Below are 14974 nucleotides of genomic sequence, written 5' to 3'. Positions count from 1 at the left end.
GGGAGGTTTAGGTATTAGGTTAGTTGCTTAACTTCTTCTATATCTTGAGCGAGAAGAATACCTGCTTTGCTCATCTCGTCACAGCTTGAGGCTGTCGTTTCTGCTGCAATTCCACGGCAGGCGGAAAGGTTAACAATGACTTTAAACTTTCCGGTTTTTTGCAGCTGTAAGGCTGTTGTTTTAACGCAGTAGTCTATTGCCAGGCCTCCGATAATAATGGTTGCAACCTTCTGGCTTTCAAGCCACTCAATTAACCCGGTACTGAGCCTTTCTTCTAGATCATGATAGCAGGCACCATAGGGATGAAGATCCGGCTCGATCCCTTTCCAAATTACATGATCATAATCGGTCACAGCAGGCAGGCCTGGGATCGTTTTAAAACCAGGAGTACCTGGGACAGCATGAGCGACCCAGGTTAAGTCTGCATTTGGATGTGGCAGTGGTTGAAGCATTTTGTCATGACTATCGACAACCCAGACAGCTGTAGCCGGGTGTGCATCTTTGGTTAGCACCCGTAGATCCGCTACTTCAGCCTGTGCATTGAGGGCTGAGGCAATTTGATCCCCTTCTGGTACAGGGAGCTCCTCTGGGCACAGTGGGCTGAACGTACGTTGTGGATCAACATCAATAGCGGCGATAGTCATGCACTTCTTCCTTAAAGGATCTGGTTAAGGATATGATCGGCTTTAATTCGGCGGATGCGCTTAATCAGTTTTCTCACTTGGGCAGGGTAAGTCTCGACTTTTTCGATAAACTTATAACTACCTACAAGCTGAGTATGGCTTAAAATACAGTCGAGTTCTTGCTGCTTCTGCTCTGCCAGTAGCTGGTTCTTATCATGCACCAAGATGGCATTTTCAAGATCGAGTTTCCAGGCTCTTGGGTTGAGGTTATTACCGGTGATCAGCATATAGCTACGGTCGACCCAGATCCCTTTAAGGTGGAAGCTGTTGTCGTTATGCTTCCAAAGGTGGACTGCTAACTGGCGCCGGGCAATAGCCGCTTCATTTTGCTTGGCGAAATTACGCAGGTTAACTTCATATAGATAAGGTAGGCCAGCAATCGTTTTAAACGGTTCACTTGGCGGAATATAAAAGTCATTTGCTGTTTTATCGCCAACAACAATGGTTACCTTTACGCCGCGTCGGATGGCACGCTTAACTTCACGGCTAATAAGTCGTGGAAAGTTGAAGTAAGGTGTACAGATTGTCAGCTCTTTCTGAGCACTCGCAATCAAGGTACAGATATGCTGATTCAGCTTATTCTTTCGTTTCCCTAGGCCAATAAGCGGTGTTAGGCCTACCTGATCGTTACCGATAGATTCCGGATCGAAAGAATAACTTGCCCTTTGCAATTGGTTGCGCAGGTTCTTGATAGCCCCCTTCAATGCTTTGGTCTCAGGACGAATAGCCTGACTTAAGCAATTAACGGCATCACTATCAGCTAATGTTTCAATAATCAGCTTAGCCATACTGTCGGCAAGGTGGGCGTTTTGTATAACGTGATAGCGGTCATAACGATAACGTTGATGTTGTGCAAGATACACATCATTCAGGCTGGCACCGCTATAGATAACCTTATCATCGATCACAAAGCCTTTTAGATGGAGGACGCCGAATACTTCCCGGTTACGTACAGGGACACCTAATACATCGATCTGATGTTCATAGTTTTCTGCAAACTCACGGTATAGCGCGGCATTACCATCTGATTTTGCTGCACCAATAAGCCCTCGCTGGGCACGATGCCAATCAACCAGAACCTTAATATCCAAATCAGGGTTTGCCTGCTTTGCTTCATAAAGCGCAGTCAGAATTCCTCGCCCAGCCTCATCATCTTGTAGATAGAGTGCGACAAGATATACGCGCTGCTTGGCTTGGGTTATTTCCTGGTGAAGACGTTCGCGGAAAGATCCTGCATCTAGAAGTGTCTCTAAATCTTCCGGCTTGTGTGCAATACACGGCAATTGCTCAATGCGTTGCCTGTTAGCAATAGCTGAATCCATTATCGCCTCGTTTACGCGACCTATTTAAGATAAATCTGTTAATTAAGAGGGGAATTATACCAGAAAACTCCCCAATTCTATCAATTCCATTATTGGCTTGAGTCACGGATAGACTGAATAACTGTAAATTAGCGTTGATACCGCATCGCAATCAAGTCTTTTCCGCTTTGTCGGTAGCGCTGGATCCGACTTGCTAGCGGTTCGGGTAATTCACCCTCGGGCATAACAACAAACCCAGCATCCTGGTATAACTTTTCCAGGTGGCTAAATGCGAAACAAAAGCAGGGTGAACGGGTCAATTGCTCTTGGGTAGCTGTCAGAAGTAATTTGGCGATGCCAGTTCCTCGCTGCTCTGGATGTACCAGCATACCGGTAAGTAATTGATAGTGATCAAATTGCTTGAATCTGACACAACAGATGATACCGCTGGTATGTTCACCAACCCAGATGATTTCATCTTTTTTGGCTTTGCCTGCCGGGTAATGGGATTTATAGAAGCGGTTGATCAAAGGAAAACGAAGAGGTTCTAACGGATGGAATCTAAGCTTGCTCATGGGAAAACACTGCGTAGTTAGGATGAATCAGTTAAAATGCGGCCAATAGTATAAAAGGTATGGTTCGATATTAGCATGAAAGTTTTGCAAGAAAGGTCACTGTCACCTTTTCACACCTTCGGTATCGAGGTAGCGGCTGATCATATTGTTGTTGCTGAGTCTGCACAGGATCTGGTTACAATTTGGCAGGATGAGCAATACCGGGCTTTGCCTAAGCTGGTTGTTGGTCAGGGCAGCAATTTGCTGTTTTGTGAAGACTACGCTGGTGTGATTGTACTGAATCGTATTTCCGGCATCGAAGTTATAGAAACGACTGATAGTTACCAGCTGCATGTGGGTGCCGGTGAAGATTGGCATAAGTTGGTATGCTCGACCATTGAAAACAATATGCCCGGTTTGGAAAATCTTGCTTTGATCCCTGGCTGCGTGGGGTCATCGCCAATCCAAAATATTGGTGCTTATGGGGTCGAGCTCAAAGATCTCTGCCAGTATGTTGATGTGATCGAGCTAGATACCGGTAAGCCTTCCCGTCTATTGGTGCCTGATTGTCAATTTGGCTACCGTGATTCAATTTTCAAACACACGTTGAAAAATACCCATGCCATTGTTGCCGTCGGTTTGGAATTGCCTAAAGTATGGCGTCCTAAGATCAGCTATGGCCCACTGGTGCAGTTTGACTCAGCGACAGTCACAGCAAAAGCAATATTTGACGAGGTATGCCGTATTCGCCAGATGAAGCTGCCTGACCCGGCTGTTTTGGGTAATGCGGGCAGTTTTTTCAAAAACCCGGTAGTCGATAGTACTAAGCGAGAGCAGTTACTGGTGGTGTACCCGAACATGCCAAGTTATGAGATGGCGAATGGCGAATTTAAGCTTGCAGCGGGTTGGTTGATCGACCAATGTGGCCTGAAGGGTTACCAAGTGGGCGGGGCGAAAGTGCATGAACAGCAAGCGCTGGTGCTGGTGAACCAGGATCAGGCTACCGCCAGGGATGTACTTGAACTGGCGAACGATATTGTATGTACGGTAAAAAATACGTTTGATGTCACCCTAGAGCATGAAGTGCGCTTCATGGCTGCTCACCAGGAGACAAAACTGGCGGAGATGATGCCATGAAAGAACATTCCACACGCTTAGCTTTAGTGGCTATGTTATCTGATGGTCGATTTCACTCTGGTGAGGCCCTGGGGGAGTCACTTGGTATTTCCCGAGCTGCGATAAGTAAGCATATCAAAGTCTTACGAAGCTGGGGGTTAGATATCTACAGGGTGCAGGGTAAAGGGTATAGTCTAGCGTCAAAATTGGAACTGCTTGATTGCGATAAAATTTCAGCTCAGGTAAAGTGCCCGAACTTAGATCTCATTCCGGTTATAGATTCAACCAACCAGTTTCTGCTGGACCGGGTTGGACAGTTACCTCAAGGCGCAGTCTGTCTGGCTGAGTATCAAGAAGCAGGCCGAGGACGGCGGGGTAGGCAATGGTTGTCACCGTTTGGCAGTAACCTGTACCTATCTATGTATTGGCGTCTTGATGCCGGAATGGCGGCCGCAATGGGATTGAGTCTTGTTGTGGGTGTTGCTATTGCTGAGGCTCTGCAGTCACTAGGGGCTGATGATATCAAAGTAAAATGGCCCAATGACCTGTATTACCAAGATAAGAAACTCGCCGGTATCCTCATCGAGATGACCGGCCAGGCGGGAGAAGCTGCCCACTTGGTTATAGGAATGGGATTAAATGTTGCTATGACAGATCAGGAAGGTACTGAAATTGACCAGGCTTGGACTAATTTGGCACAGGCCTGTGGTAGCCTACCAGAACGGAACCAATTGGCAGCAACATTGATTCAACGCTTGCACGAGACCCTTGAGCATTATGAGCTGGTGGGTCTTGACGGTTTTATTGAGCGTTGGAATCGACTTGATAACTTTTTGGATCGCCCTGTGAAAATATTGATTGGTAAGCGTGTGGTCGAAGGAATAGCCCGCGGGATCAATAATCAGGGGGCGTTATTACTGGAAACCGAGCAAGGCCTTACTCCTTATATCGGTGGTGAAATCAGCCTTAGAGGTTGTTAATGCAATTATTAATTGAAGCGGGTAACACCTATGTCAAGGTTGCCCAATTGTTTGACAATGGCACCTTTGAATTATTGGGGCGCTATCCGAGCCGCAAGCTGGAAATGGTATTGGAGCCTCTGTTAGAGAAAGGAATCAACAGAATTGTCTTTGCCAGTGTTGGTCCGGTGGAGGTGGATAACTCTATCCAGCGTATTTCCCAGTTGGCAAACATTCCGGTCATGCAGGTAAAAACCCTGAGAAAAGATTTCGGGGTGAAAAATGCCTACTCAGAATATCAATATCTAGGTGTCGATCGCTGGCTAACGTTGGTGGCAATCCATCAGGAATTTAAAAAGCCCACAGTCATTGTCGACATAGGCACGGCCCTGACCTTTGATGTGCTGTCTGAAGATGGTAAGCATCTCGGTGGCTGGATTGCACCAGGCTATCAGTTAATGATGAAGTCGGTACTGGAAAATACCACCAAGGTCTTCTCGGATCGGGACCACAGTGAAACGATCACTTTTGCCGATAATACCGCTGACGGGCTGAAAAATGGCTGTCGGGCAGCATTGCTGGGGCTGATTGAATATGGCTTGGGCCAGGCACGAGAAAAGCTGAAGGCAGAGCCGGTAGTGATCCTGTGTGGTGGTGGCGTTCGCCATCTTCCCGTCTCTTGGGCAAAACATTACCGTCATCGTTCAGAGCTGGTGCTGGAAGGTCTTGCTTTGTATGCAAAATGTCGTTAGCGGTCAAATTAACAACGCTTGGAAGGAAAACTAAAAAAAACATCATAAAAGTATTGCAAGGGCTGAGATCATTCTCTAGAATGCGCAGCACTTAAGCCGACTTAGCTCAGTAGGTAGAGCAACTGACTTGTAATCAGTAGGTCACCAGTTCGATTCCGGTAGTCGGCACCAGTTTTTTGTAATACCCCTGGAGGGGTTCCCGAGTGGCCAAAGGGATCAGACTGTAAATCTGACGGCTCCGCCTTCGAAGGTTCGAATCCTTCCCCCTCCACCATTTTCAAATGATTGAATAGCTCTACGAGTTACGAGTTTGCGGGCATCGTATAATGGCTATTACCTCAGCCTTCCAAGCTGATGATGCGGGTTCGATTCCCGCTGCCCGCTCCACACTTCTTGTGTGCTGATATAGCTCAGTCGGTAGAGCGCACCCTTGGTAAGGGTGAGGTCGGCAGTTCAAATCTGCCTATCAGCACCACTCTCTCTCCAAGTCACTTCAGTCCTTTTGATATATACTCTACAAACCCATGATTGGTTGTGTGGTCGTAATGCCACCAAATGCCGTGCCTAGAGGGACTACCCATGTCTAAAGAAAAATTTGAACGCGTCAAACCGCACGTTAACGTTGGTACTATCGGCCACGTTGACCACGGTAAAACAACTCTAACTGCTGCTATCTGTACCGTACTTTCAAAAGTATACGGTGGTGAAGCTAAAGATTTTGCATCTATCGATAACGCTCCAGAAGAGCGCGAGCGTGGTATCACAATCTCTACTTCTCACGTAGAGTACGATACTCCAACTCGTCACTACGCGCACGTTGACTGCCCAGGACACGCCGATTACGTTAAAAACATGATCACTGGTGCTGCGCAGATGGATGGTGGTATCCTAGTTGTTGCTGCAACTGATGGCCCTATGCCACAGACGCGTGAGCACATCCTTCTTGGTCGCCAGGTTGGTATCCCTTACATCATCGTATTCATGAACAAATGTGACATGGTTGATGATGAAGAGCTACTAGAACTAGTAGAAATGGAAGTTCGTGAACTTCTTTCTGAGTACGAATTCCCAGGTGATGACTGCCCAGTAATCATGGGTTCTGCTCTAGGCGCTCTAAACGGCGAGAAAGAGTGGGAAGACAAGATTGTTGAACTAGCTGAAGCTCTAGATAACTACATCCCAGAGCCAGAGCGTGCAATCGATCTACCATTCATCCTTCCTATCGAAGATGTATTCTCAATCCAGGGCCGTGGTACTGTTGTAACTGGTCGTGTTGAGCAAGGTATCATCACTGTAGGTGACGAAGTTGCTATCGTAGGTATCAAAGACACTACTACTACTACTTGTACTGGTGTTGAGATGTTCCGTAAGCTTCTTGACGAAGGCCGTGCTGGTGAGAACGTTGGTGTTCTTCTACGTGGTACTAAGCGTGACGAAGTTGAGCGTGGTCAGGTTCTTGCTAAGCCAGGTTCAATCACTCCACACACTACTTTCACTTCAGAAATCTATGTTCTTTCTAAAGATGAAGGCGGTCGTCACACTCCTTTCTTCAAAGGTTACCGTCCACAGTTCTACTTCCGTACAACTGACGTAACTGGTACTATCGAGCTACCAGAAGGCGTTGAAATGGTAATGCCTGGTGATAACATCTCTATGACTGTTACACTAATCTGCCCAATCGCAATGGACGAAGGCCTACGCTTCGCCATCCGTGAAGGTGGCCGTACAGTTGGTGCTGGTGTTGTTGCAACAATCGTTGAATAATATTTGACGACACGGTACCAAAAAGGGCATCATTTGATGCCCTTTTTCTGCGTTTGAATTTTGACCAGGTTGTTTTTTGGTCAAAAGCGTAGAATTAAAGATCATTGAGATGAAGTTTTTTCGATGTAATTAAGGCCTTAGCGCTTTCCTTCATTTATGGCCTCGCACTTGCGGGGTTATTTTCGTCTATATTGAGACTAGTTACAGGTTGGTTGTATGAAAGCGAATGCCGAAAACCAGAGCAGCTCTAGCAGTATGGATGGCCTAAAATGGGTCGCTGTATTTGCTTTGCTTGCTGCCGCTGTGGTTGGTAATTACCTGTACAGTGATGTTTCTGTAGTGTTGCGTGCTGCTGCAGTTGTAGTCCTTGTGGCTTCAGCTGGTGGTATTGCTGCACTAACAGCAAAAGGTAAAACCGCGATTACGTTTGCCCGTGAATCGCGCATGGAAGTCCGCAAGGTAGTATGGCCTACTCGTCAGGAAGCTACGCAGACAACCTTTATCGTTTTAGCTGTCACTGTCATTATGGCGTTAGCCTTGTGGGGCATCGACGGCATCATGGTCCGTCTAGTCCGCCTAGTTACCGGTGTGTGAGGTAAGAGTTCATGAGCGAAGCTCCAAAAAAACGATGGTATGTAGTACAGGCCTTTTCAGGTTTTGAAGGTCGTGTAGCACAATCACTACGTGAGCATATCAAAATGCATAGCATGGAAGACTACTTTGATGAGGTACTTGTACCGACCGAGGAAGTGGTTGAGATGCGTGCCGGCCAGCGCCGTAAGAGTGAACGTAAGTTCTTCCCTGGCTATGTGCTTGTACAGATGGTGATGAACGACGAGACATGGCATCTGGTACGTAGTATCCCTCGTGTAATGGGGTTCATCGGCGGTACATCAGACCGTCCAGCTCCTATCTCTGATAAAGAGGCGGATGCCATTCTTAACCGTCTTCAGCAGGCAAGTGAATCACCAGTTCACAAAACTGTGTTTGAGCCGGGTGAAGTCGTCCGTGTTACAGATGGTCCGTTTGCAGACTTTAACGGTGTGGTTGAAGAAGTGGATTACGATAAGAGCCGCGTGAAGGTTTCCGTATCTATCTTCGGTCGTGCAACACCGGTTGAGCTGGAATTCGGTCAGGTTGAAAAGAGCTGATCAATAATTAATCAGCTTTTATTGTCAGGGGCGTGAAATTGGACTATAATTTCGCGCCCTTTCGTTAGACGGGGAGTCTATTTCTCGCAAATAGACGTTCGAACCCAAATTTAGGTATATAGCAATGGCTAAAAAAGTAGAAGCGTACATCAAGCTGCAGGTTGCAGCTGGTGCAGCAAACCCAAGTCCACCAGTTGGTCCAGCTCTTGGTCAGCACGGTGTAAACATCATGGAATTCTGTAAAGCGTTCAACGCTAAGACTGACTCAATCGAGAAAGGTCTACCGACTCCAGTTGTTATCACAGTATACAATGACCGTTCTTTCACGTTCATCACTAAGACTCCACCTGCAGCAGTTCTTCTGAAGAAAGCAGCAGGCGTTAAGTCTGGTTCTGGCCGTCCTAACACTGAGAAAGTTGGTACTATTACTGACGCTCAAGTTCAGGAAATCGCTGAAACTAAAGCGGCTGACATGACTGGTGCTGACATCGAAGCTATGAAGCGTTCGATTGCTGGTACTGCTCGTTCAATGGGCCTAGTGGTAGAGGGTTAAGACAATGGCAAAACTGACTAAGCGCATGCGCGTTATCCGTGACAAAGTTGACGTCACTAAAGAATACGACATCAACGAAGCTGTTGCTCTTCTTAAAGAACTAGCTACTGCTAAATTTACTGAAAGTGTTGACGTTGCTGTTAACCTTGGTATCGATGCACGTAAATCAGACCAAAACGTACGTGGCGCAACTGTGCTACCACACGGTACTGGTCGTGATATCCGTGTTGCTGTGTTCACTCAAGGTGCTAACGCAGAAGCTGCTAAAGAAGCTGGTGCTGATCTAGTGGGTATGGAAGAACTTGCTGATCAAGTTAAGAAAGGCGTGATGGACTTTGACGTTGTTATCGCATCTCCAGATGCAATGCGCGTTGTAGGCCAGCTTGGTACTATTCTTGGTCCACGCGGTCTAATGCCAAACCCTAAAGTTGGTACTGTAACTCCTAACGTTGCTGAAGCAGTTAAAAATGCTAAAGCGGGTCAGGTTCGTTACCGTAACGACAAGAACGGCATCATCCACACTACTATCGGTAAAGTGGATTTTGACGCAGCAAACCTTAAAGAGAACCTAGAAGCACTTCTAGTTGCTCTGAAGAAAGCTAAGCCTTCTTCTGCTAAAGGTACTTTCATCAAGAAAGTAAGCATCTCTACCACTATGGGTGCAGGTGTAGCGCTAGACCAGAATACTCTGGAAACTAACGCACAATAATTTGCAGTAACGCCAAGTTCGTGTATAATTTGGCGTTCACAAATTCATGGCTGAGGCTAATTGCTTGTTAATTAGCCTTCGTCCAAGACCGTAGGCGTTCTTAGGAACTTAATTATACCTACGTAGACGGTGCCAGAACATGATTGATGTAAGTCTTTCTTGGATCTGCGCCGTAAATACTCTCCTGTCATACTGGCAGTGAGTGGTGTAATGACTGGGGTGACCCAGCTAAATCCAGGAGCTATTCCAATGGCATTAAATCTTCAAGACAAAAAAGCAATTGTTGCTGAAGTCAACGAAGCTGCCAATGGTGCCCTGTCTGCAGTTGTTGCTGACTCTCGTGGCGTTGCAGTTGATGCGATGACTTCTCTACGTAAACAAGCTCGTGAAAACGGCGTTTACCTGAAAGTTGTTCGTAACACACTAGCACGCCGTGCAGTTGAAGGTACTGACTTCGAGTGTCTACAAGACACTTTCGTTGGTCCTACACTGATCGGTTTCTCTAACGAGCACCCAGGTGCTGCAGCGCGTCTTTTCAAAGACTTCGCTAAAGAGAACAAAGATTTCGAGATCAAAGCAGCCGCATTCGAAGGCGCTGTTGCTGACGCAGAAATTCTTGCGACACTACCAACTTACGACGAAGCGATTGCACGCCTAATGATGTGCATGAAAGAAGCTTCAGCTGGCAAGCTGGTACGTACTATCGCAGCTCTACGCGATCAGAAAGAAGAAGCCGCGGCTTAATTGCCCTGATTTTTCACTGGTTGCTATTTAAACTAATTGTTGATTTCAAAGAGAATTGTTATGTCTATCACTAACGAGCAAATCCTAGACGCAGTTGCAGAAATGTCTGTAATGCAAGTTGTTGAGCTTATCGAAGCTATGGAAGAAAAATTCGGTGTTTCTGCTGCAGCTGCAGTAGTAGCAGGCGGCGCAGCTGCAGAAGCAGCTGAAGAGCAAACTGAATTTGACGTAATCCTAACTGCTGCTGGTTCTCAGAAAGTTCAGGTTATCAAAGCAGTACGTGGCGCAACTGGCCTAGGTCTTAAAGAAGCTAAAGGCCTTGTAGACGGCGCTCCAGCACCTCTAAAAGAAGGTGTTGACAAAGCTGAAGCTGAAGCTCTTAAAGCTCAGCTAGAAGAAGTTGGTGCTTCTGTTGAAATTAAGTAATTATTACTTAATTTCTTAGCCTGCAAAGGCTAATGGCTGGTGGCTAATTGCCACCGGCCTTTTTGCGCTGTAGGGTAGTGGTGTTTTTCACATTGTTTTGCAACCACTAACTGTGCAAAAAACAGCTTGTTCTTTAGAGCTGTTCCTACAATAAACAGTGTTATTAGTCACTGCTCCTCGTTTTGAGCAGTTTGGATCACTTATCAGCGATCTGAGGAACCTATGGTTTACTCTTATACCGAGAAAAAGCGTATCCGTAAGGATTTTGGTAAGCGTCCACAAGTGTTGGACATACCATACTTGCTGTCGATCCAGCTTGAGTCTTTTAAAAAGTTCATCGAGCAGGATCCGGAAGGGCACTACGGTCTAGAAGCTGCCTTTCGTTCTGTTTTTCCAATTCAGAGCTATAACGGCAATTCCGAGCTGCAATACGTTAGCTATCGTCTCGGTGAGCCGGTCTTCGATGTTAAAGAATGTCAGATTCGTGGCGTAACATATTCAGCACCGTTGCGTGTGAAGCTACGTCTTGTCATGTATGACAAAGATGCGCCAGCTGGCACCGTAAAAGACATCAAAGAACAAGAAGTTTACATGGGCGAGATTCCGCTCATGACTGATAACGGTACATTCGTTATTAACGGTACCGAGAGGGTTATCGTATCCCAGCTGCACCGTAGCCCGGGTGTCTTCTTCGACAGCGATAAGGGTAAAACCCACTCCTCAGGTAAAGTGCTATATAATGCACGCGTAATCCCATACCGTGGTTCATGGTTGGATTTCGAATTTGATCCTAAGGATAACGTATTCGTACGTATCGACCGTCGTCGTAAGCTTCCAGCTTCAATTATTCTACGTGCGCTAGGTTACACAACCGAGCAAATCCTTGACATGTTCTTCGAGAAAGTAAACTTCGAAGTTCAAGGTAAGTCTCTGGTTATGGAACTTGTGCCTGACCGTCTACGTGGCGAGACTGCAAGCTTCAACATCGAAGCGAACGGTAAGCTATATGTAGAACAAGGCCGCCGTATCACAGCCCGTCATATTCGCCAGCTAGGCAAAGACGGTGTTGACCATATTGAAGTGCCTGTTGAATACATCGTGGGTAAAATCGCATCACGTGATTACGTGAACGAGGAAACCGGCGAGCTAATTGCAGCAGCTAACCAAGAACTAAGCCTAGAGACACTGGCCCTGCTTTCACAAGCTGGTCACAAGTCGCTAGAAGTTCTGTTCACCAATGACCTGGATTACGGTCCGTACATGTCTGACACTATCCGTGTCGACAGCACGACTGACCGCCTAAGTGCGCTAGTTGAAATCTACCGCATGATGCGTCCTGGTGAGCCGCCAACACGTGAAGCAGCAGAGCAGCTATTTGAAAGCCTGTTCTTCTCAGAAGATCGTTACGATCTATCTGCTGTTGGTCGTATGAAGTTCAACAGTTCTCTTCTTCGTGATGAGACAACTGGCCCAGGCATCCTTGATCACAGCGATATTATCGAAGTGATGAAGAAACTGATTGAGATCCGTAACGGCCGTGGTGAAGTTGATGATATCGACCACCTTGGTAACCGTCGTATCCGTTCAGTTGGCGAAATGGCTGAAAACCAGTTCCGTGTTGGTCTAGTTCGTGTTGAGCGTGCTGTTAAAGAGCGTCTAAGCCTAGGCGACCTTGATGCAATCATGCCTCAAGACCTAATTAATGCGAAACCAATTTCTGCGGCAGTGAAAGAGTTCTTTGGCTCTTCTCAGCTGTCTCAGTTTATGGACCAGAACAACCCACTGTCAGAAGTTACTCACAAACGTCGTATTTCGGCGCTTGGTCCAGGTGGTCTGACTCGTGAGCGTGCTGGCTTTGAGGTTCGAGATGTACACGCGACCCACTACGGTCGTCTATGTCCAATCGAAACGCCGGAAGGTCCAAACATCGGTCTAATCAACTCACTTTCAGCGTTTGCTCAGTGTAACCCTTACGGTTTCCTAGAAACGCCTTACCGTAAAGTAGTTGATGGTAAAGTTACCGAACAAATTGAATTCCTGTCTGCAATCGAAGAAGGTCAGTATGTAATCGCTCAGGCGAATGCCGCGCTTAATGAAGACGGCTCTTTCGCTGACGAACTGATCACAGCTCGCCAGAAAGGTGACTCAGGTCTGCACCCACGTGACCATGTACAGTACATGGACGTTGCAACCAACCAGGTTGTATCGGTGGCGGCATCCCTGATCCCGTTCCTAGAGCACGATGATGCAAACCGTGCCCTTATGGGTGCGAACATGCAGCGTCAGGCTGTTCCGACACTGCGTGCTGACAAGCCGCTAGTTGGTACAGGTATCGAACGTAATGTAGCGGTTGACTCCGGCGTAACAGCTGTAGCTAAGCGTGGCGGCCAAGTACAGTCAGTAGATGCTTCTCGTATCGTTATCAAAGTTAACGAAAGCGAGCTGGTACCAGGCGAAGCCGGTATCGACATCTATAACCTGACTAAGTACACCCGTTCTAACCAGAACACATGTATCAACCAGCGTCCTACTGTGATGCCGGGTGAACCTGTTGCTCGTGGCGATGTTCTTGCTGATGGTCCTTCAACCGACCTTGGTGAGCTAGCGCTTGGTCAGAACATGCGTATCGCGTTCATGCCTTGGAACGGTTACAACTTCGAGGATTCCATCCTAGTTTCTGAGCGTGTTGTACAGGAAGATCGCCTGACAACTATCCACATCCAAGAGCTTTCTTGTGTGGCGCGTGATACTAAGCTGGGTGCTGAAGAAATCACTGCGGATATCCCTAATGTGGGTGAAGCGGCGCTTTCTAAGCTGGACGAATCAGGTATCGTTTACATTGGTGCTGAAGTTAAGGGTGGCGACATCCTAGTTGGTAAAGTGACGCCTAAGGGTGAAACTCAGCTGACGCCTGAAGAGAAGCTACTACGTGCTATCTTCGGTGAAAAAGCATCTGATGTTAAAGACTCTTCACTACGTGTGCCAAACTCTGTGTCTGGTACCATCATCGACGTTCAGGTATTTACCCGCGATGGCGTAGAAAAAGACAAGCGTGCGCTTGAAATTGAAGAGATGCAGCTGAAAGAAGCGAAGAAAGACATCACGGAAGAATTCCAGATCCTTGAGGGTGGTCTTCTTGCTCGTGTTCGTACGCTTCTACTTTCTGCTGGTTACGGCGAAGACAAGATTGCTTCAATGGACCGCGAGAGACTGTTTGCACAGACACTTGATGACGAAGCACAGCAAAACCAGCTGGAACAGCTTGCAGAGCAGTATGATGAACTGAAAGCTGAGTTCGATAAGAAGTTTGAAACCAAGCGTCGTAAGATCACACAGGGTGATGACCTAGCGCCGGGCGTACTTAAGATTGTTAAAGTATACCTAGCGGTTAAGCGTCGTATTCAGCCTGGTGATAAGATGGCGGGTCGTCACGGTAACAAGGGTGTAATCTCTAAGATCAACCCTGTTGAAGACATGCCGTACGATGAGAAAGGCCAGACAGTCGATATCGTACTAAACCCACTGGGTGTACCATCTCGTATGAACATCGGTCAGATCCTGGAGACTCACTTGGGTCTTGCAGCGAAAGGTATCGGTGACAAACTAAACGAGATGCTGAAGCAGCAGCAGGAGTTACATAAGTTCCGTAACTTCCTACAGAAAGTTTACGATCTGGGCGATACGCGCCAGGAAGTAGATATCGCTGCGCTATCTGACGACGAAGTGCATACGTTGATTAAAAACCTACGTAACGGTCTACCTATTGCAACTCCAGTATTTGATGGTGCGCCAGAAGCGTCTATTAAAGAACTGCTGAAGCTAGGTGATCTGCCTGAGTCTGGTCAGCTGAAACTGTTTGACGGTCGCACCGGTGACATGTTTGAGCGTCCTGTAACCGTTGGTTACATGTACATGCTGAAACTGAACCACTTGGTTGATGACAAGATGCATGCCCGTTCTACCGGTTCTTACAGCCTTGTTACTCAGCAGCCGCTGGGTGGTAAAGCTCAGTTCGGTGGTCAGCGTTTCGGTGAGATGGAAGTATGGGCGCTGGAAGCATACGGCGCAGCTTACACTCTACAGGAAATGCTAACTGTTAAGTCGGATGACGTTAACGGCCGTACGAAGATGTATAAGAACATCGTCGATGGCGACCATCGTATGGAACCTGGTATGCCGGAATCGTTCAACGTATTGTTGAAAGAAATCCGCTCGTTGGGTATCAACATCGAGCTGGAAGACGAATAAGCCTAGGCTAGTTA

At 47.1% G+C, this 14974-nt stretch carries 14 protein-coding genes and 4 tRNA genes; 15 read left to right on the top strand and 3 right to left on the bottom strand.

Annotation, left to right across the window (positions count from 1 at the left end; translation table 11 throughout):
- Nucleotides 1-14 precede the first annotated feature (14 nt).
- From AC51G0_RS17585 to AC51G0_RS17575, 3 genes are all read right to left on the bottom strand, one after another.
- Complete coding sequence (locus AC51G0_RS17585; RefSeq protein WP_496299997.1) at nt 15-644, bottom strand: nicotinamidase; 630 nt, start codon at nt 642-644, stop codon at nt 15-17.
- Between the two features lie 11 nt (nt 645-655).
- Nucleotides 656-2005: a CDP-diacylglycerol--serine O-phosphatidyltransferase gene (pssA, locus tag AC51G0_RS17580; RefSeq protein ID WP_496299996.1), complete on the bottom strand. Its 1350-nt coding sequence runs from the start codon at nt 2003-2005 to the stop codon at nt 656-658.
- A gap of 128 nt (nt 2006-2133) precedes the next feature.
- Nucleotides 2134-2559 (bottom strand): GNAT family N-acetyltransferase, encoded by a 426-nt coding sequence (locus AC51G0_RS17575; RefSeq protein ID WP_496299995.1) that lies wholly within the window; start codon nt 2557-2559, stop codon nt 2134-2136.
- A gap of 75 nt (nt 2560-2634) precedes the next feature.
- On the opposite strand from AC51G0_RS17575, the gene murB reads away from it, so the two are divergent.
- From murB to rpoB, 15 genes are all read left to right on the top strand, one after another.
- Nucleotides 2635-3675 carry a UDP-N-acetylmuramate dehydrogenase gene (gene murB / locus AC51G0_RS17570; RefSeq protein WP_496299994.1) on the top strand — a complete coding sequence of 347 codons (1041 nt, stop codon included), beginning with the start codon at nt 2635-2637 and terminating at the stop codon, nt 3673-3675.
- Complete coding sequence (gene birA, locus AC51G0_RS17565; protein WP_496299993.1) at nt 3672-4634, top strand: bifunctional biotin--[acetyl-CoA-carboxylase] ligase/biotin operon repressor BirA; 963 nt, start codon at nt 3672-3674, stop codon at nt 4632-4634. The genes murB and birA overlap by 4 nt, the downstream gene beginning before the upstream one ends.
- Nucleotides 4634-5365, top strand: coding sequence for a type III pantothenate kinase (locus tag AC51G0_RS17560; protein WP_496299992.1), 732 nt, complete (start codon nt 4634-4636; stop codon nt 5363-5365). The genes birA and AC51G0_RS17560 overlap by 1 nt, the downstream gene beginning before the upstream one ends.
- 95 nt (nt 5366-5460) lie before the next feature.
- Nucleotides 5461-5536: transfer RNA gene (locus AC51G0_RS17555), tRNA-Thr, on the top strand.
- 18 nt (nt 5537-5554) lie between these two features.
- Nucleotides 5555-5639 (top strand) — tRNA-Tyr (locus tag AC51G0_RS17550).
- A 38-nt stretch (nt 5640-5677) separates the two neighbouring features.
- Nucleotides 5678-5752: transfer RNA gene (locus tag AC51G0_RS17545), tRNA-Gly, on the top strand.
- A 12-nt stretch (nt 5753-5764) separates the two neighbouring features.
- Nucleotides 5765-5840 (top strand) — tRNA-Thr (locus AC51G0_RS17540).
- A 104-nt stretch (nt 5841-5944) separates the two neighbouring features.
- On the top strand, nt 5945-7129 hold the full coding sequence (gene tuf, locus AC51G0_RS17535) for an elongation factor Tu (RefSeq protein ID WP_496299991.1): 1185 nt from the start codon (nt 5945-5947) through the stop codon (nt 7127-7129).
- A gap of 216 nt (nt 7130-7345) precedes the next feature.
- Nucleotides 7346-7723 carry a preprotein translocase subunit SecE gene (gene secE, locus AC51G0_RS17530; protein ID WP_496299990.1) on the top strand — a complete coding sequence of 126 codons (378 nt, stop codon included), beginning with the start codon at nt 7346-7348 and terminating at the stop codon, nt 7721-7723.
- An 11-nt stretch (nt 7724-7734) separates the two neighbouring features.
- The gene (gene nusG, locus AC51G0_RS17525; protein WP_075763487.1) at nt 7735-8280 is read left to right on the top strand and encodes a transcription termination/antitermination protein NusG; all 546 of its coding nucleotides are present in this window, start codon (nt 7735-7737) and stop codon (nt 8278-8280) included.
- 124 nt (nt 8281-8404) lie between these two features.
- The gene (rplK, locus tag AC51G0_RS17520) at nt 8405-8833 is read left to right on the top strand and encodes a 50S ribosomal protein L11 (RefSeq protein ID WP_428430722.1); all 429 of its coding nucleotides are present in this window, start codon (nt 8405-8407) and stop codon (nt 8831-8833) included.
- Nucleotides 8834-8837: 4 nt separating this feature from the next.
- Nucleotides 8838-9542: a 50S ribosomal protein L1 gene (gene rplA / locus AC51G0_RS17515; RefSeq protein ID WP_496299989.1), complete on the top strand. Its 705-nt coding sequence runs from the start codon at nt 8838-8840 to the stop codon at nt 9540-9542.
- A gap of 249 nt (nt 9543-9791) precedes the next feature.
- Nucleotides 9792-10286, top strand: coding sequence for a 50S ribosomal protein L10 (gene rplJ, locus AC51G0_RS17510; RefSeq protein WP_075763490.1), 495 nt, complete (start codon nt 9792-9794; stop codon nt 10284-10286).
- A 60-nt stretch (nt 10287-10346) separates the two neighbouring features.
- Nucleotides 10347-10712 carry a 50S ribosomal protein L7/L12 gene (gene rplL / locus AC51G0_RS17505; protein ID WP_496299988.1) on the top strand — a complete coding sequence of 122 codons (366 nt, stop codon included), beginning with the start codon at nt 10347-10349 and terminating at the stop codon, nt 10710-10712.
- A 222-nt stretch (nt 10713-10934) separates the two neighbouring features.
- Nucleotides 10935-14960: a DNA-directed RNA polymerase subunit beta gene (rpoB, locus tag AC51G0_RS17500; RefSeq protein ID WP_496299987.1), complete on the top strand. Its 4026-nt coding sequence runs from the start codon at nt 10935-10937 to the stop codon at nt 14958-14960.
- Nucleotides 14961-14974 lie beyond the last annotated feature (14 nt).

It is taken from the genome of Photobacterium sp. HL06, from assembly GCF_059552575.1.
The sequence above is the reverse complement of the archived record's forward strand: the minus strand, read 5'-3'. Positions and strand labels throughout refer to the sequence as shown.

Bases quoted from the DNA above. Each gene is read 5' to 3' on its own strand.
- rplK (WP_428430722.1), top strand. From the start codon at position 8,405: ATGGCTAAAAAAGTAGAAGCGTACATCAAGCTGCAGGTTGCAGCTGGT.
- tuf (WP_496299991.1), top strand. From the start codon at position 5,945: ATGTCTAAAGAAAAATTTGAACGCGTCAAACCGCACGTTAACGTTGGT.
- murB (WP_496299994.1), top strand. From the start codon at position 2,635: ATGAAAGTTTTGCAAGAAAGGTCACTGTCACCTTTTCACACCTTCGGT.
- AC51G0_RS17560 (WP_496299992.1), top strand. From the start codon at position 4,634: ATGCAATTATTAATTGAAGCGGGTAACACCTATGTCAAGGTTGCCCAA.
- rplA (WP_496299989.1), top strand. From the start codon at position 8,838: ATGGCAAAACTGACTAAGCGCATGCGCGTTATCCGTGACAAAGTTGAC.
- secE (WP_496299990.1), top strand. From the start codon at position 7,346: ATGAAAGCGAATGCCGAAAACCAGAGCAGCTCTAGCAGTATGGATGGC.
- rplL (WP_496299988.1), top strand. From the start codon at position 10,347: ATGTCTATCACTAACGAGCAAATCCTAGACGCAGTTGCAGAAATGTCT.
- AC51G0_RS17575 (WP_496299995.1), bottom strand. From the start codon at position 2,559: ATGAGCAAGCTTAGATTCCATCCGTTAGAACCTCTTCGTTTTCCTTTG.
- nusG (WP_075763487.1), top strand. From the start codon at position 7,735: ATGAGCGAAGCTCCAAAAAAACGATGGTATGTAGTACAGGCCTTTTCA.
- rpoB (WP_496299987.1), top strand. From the start codon at position 10,935: ATGGTTTACTCTTATACCGAGAAAAAGCGTATCCGTAAGGATTTTGGT.
- birA (WP_496299993.1), top strand. From the start codon at position 3,672: ATGAAAGAACATTCCACACGCTTAGCTTTAGTGGCTATGTTATCTGAT.
- pssA (WP_496299996.1), bottom strand. From the start codon at position 2,005: ATGGATTCAGCTATTGCTAACAGGCAACGCATTGAGCAATTGCCGTGT.
- AC51G0_RS17585 (WP_496299997.1), bottom strand. From the start codon at position 644: ATGACTATCGCCGCTATTGATGTTGATCCACAACGTACGTTCAGCCCA.
- rplJ (WP_075763490.1), top strand. From the start codon at position 9,792: ATGGCATTAAATCTTCAAGACAAAAAAGCAATTGTTGCTGAAGTCAAC.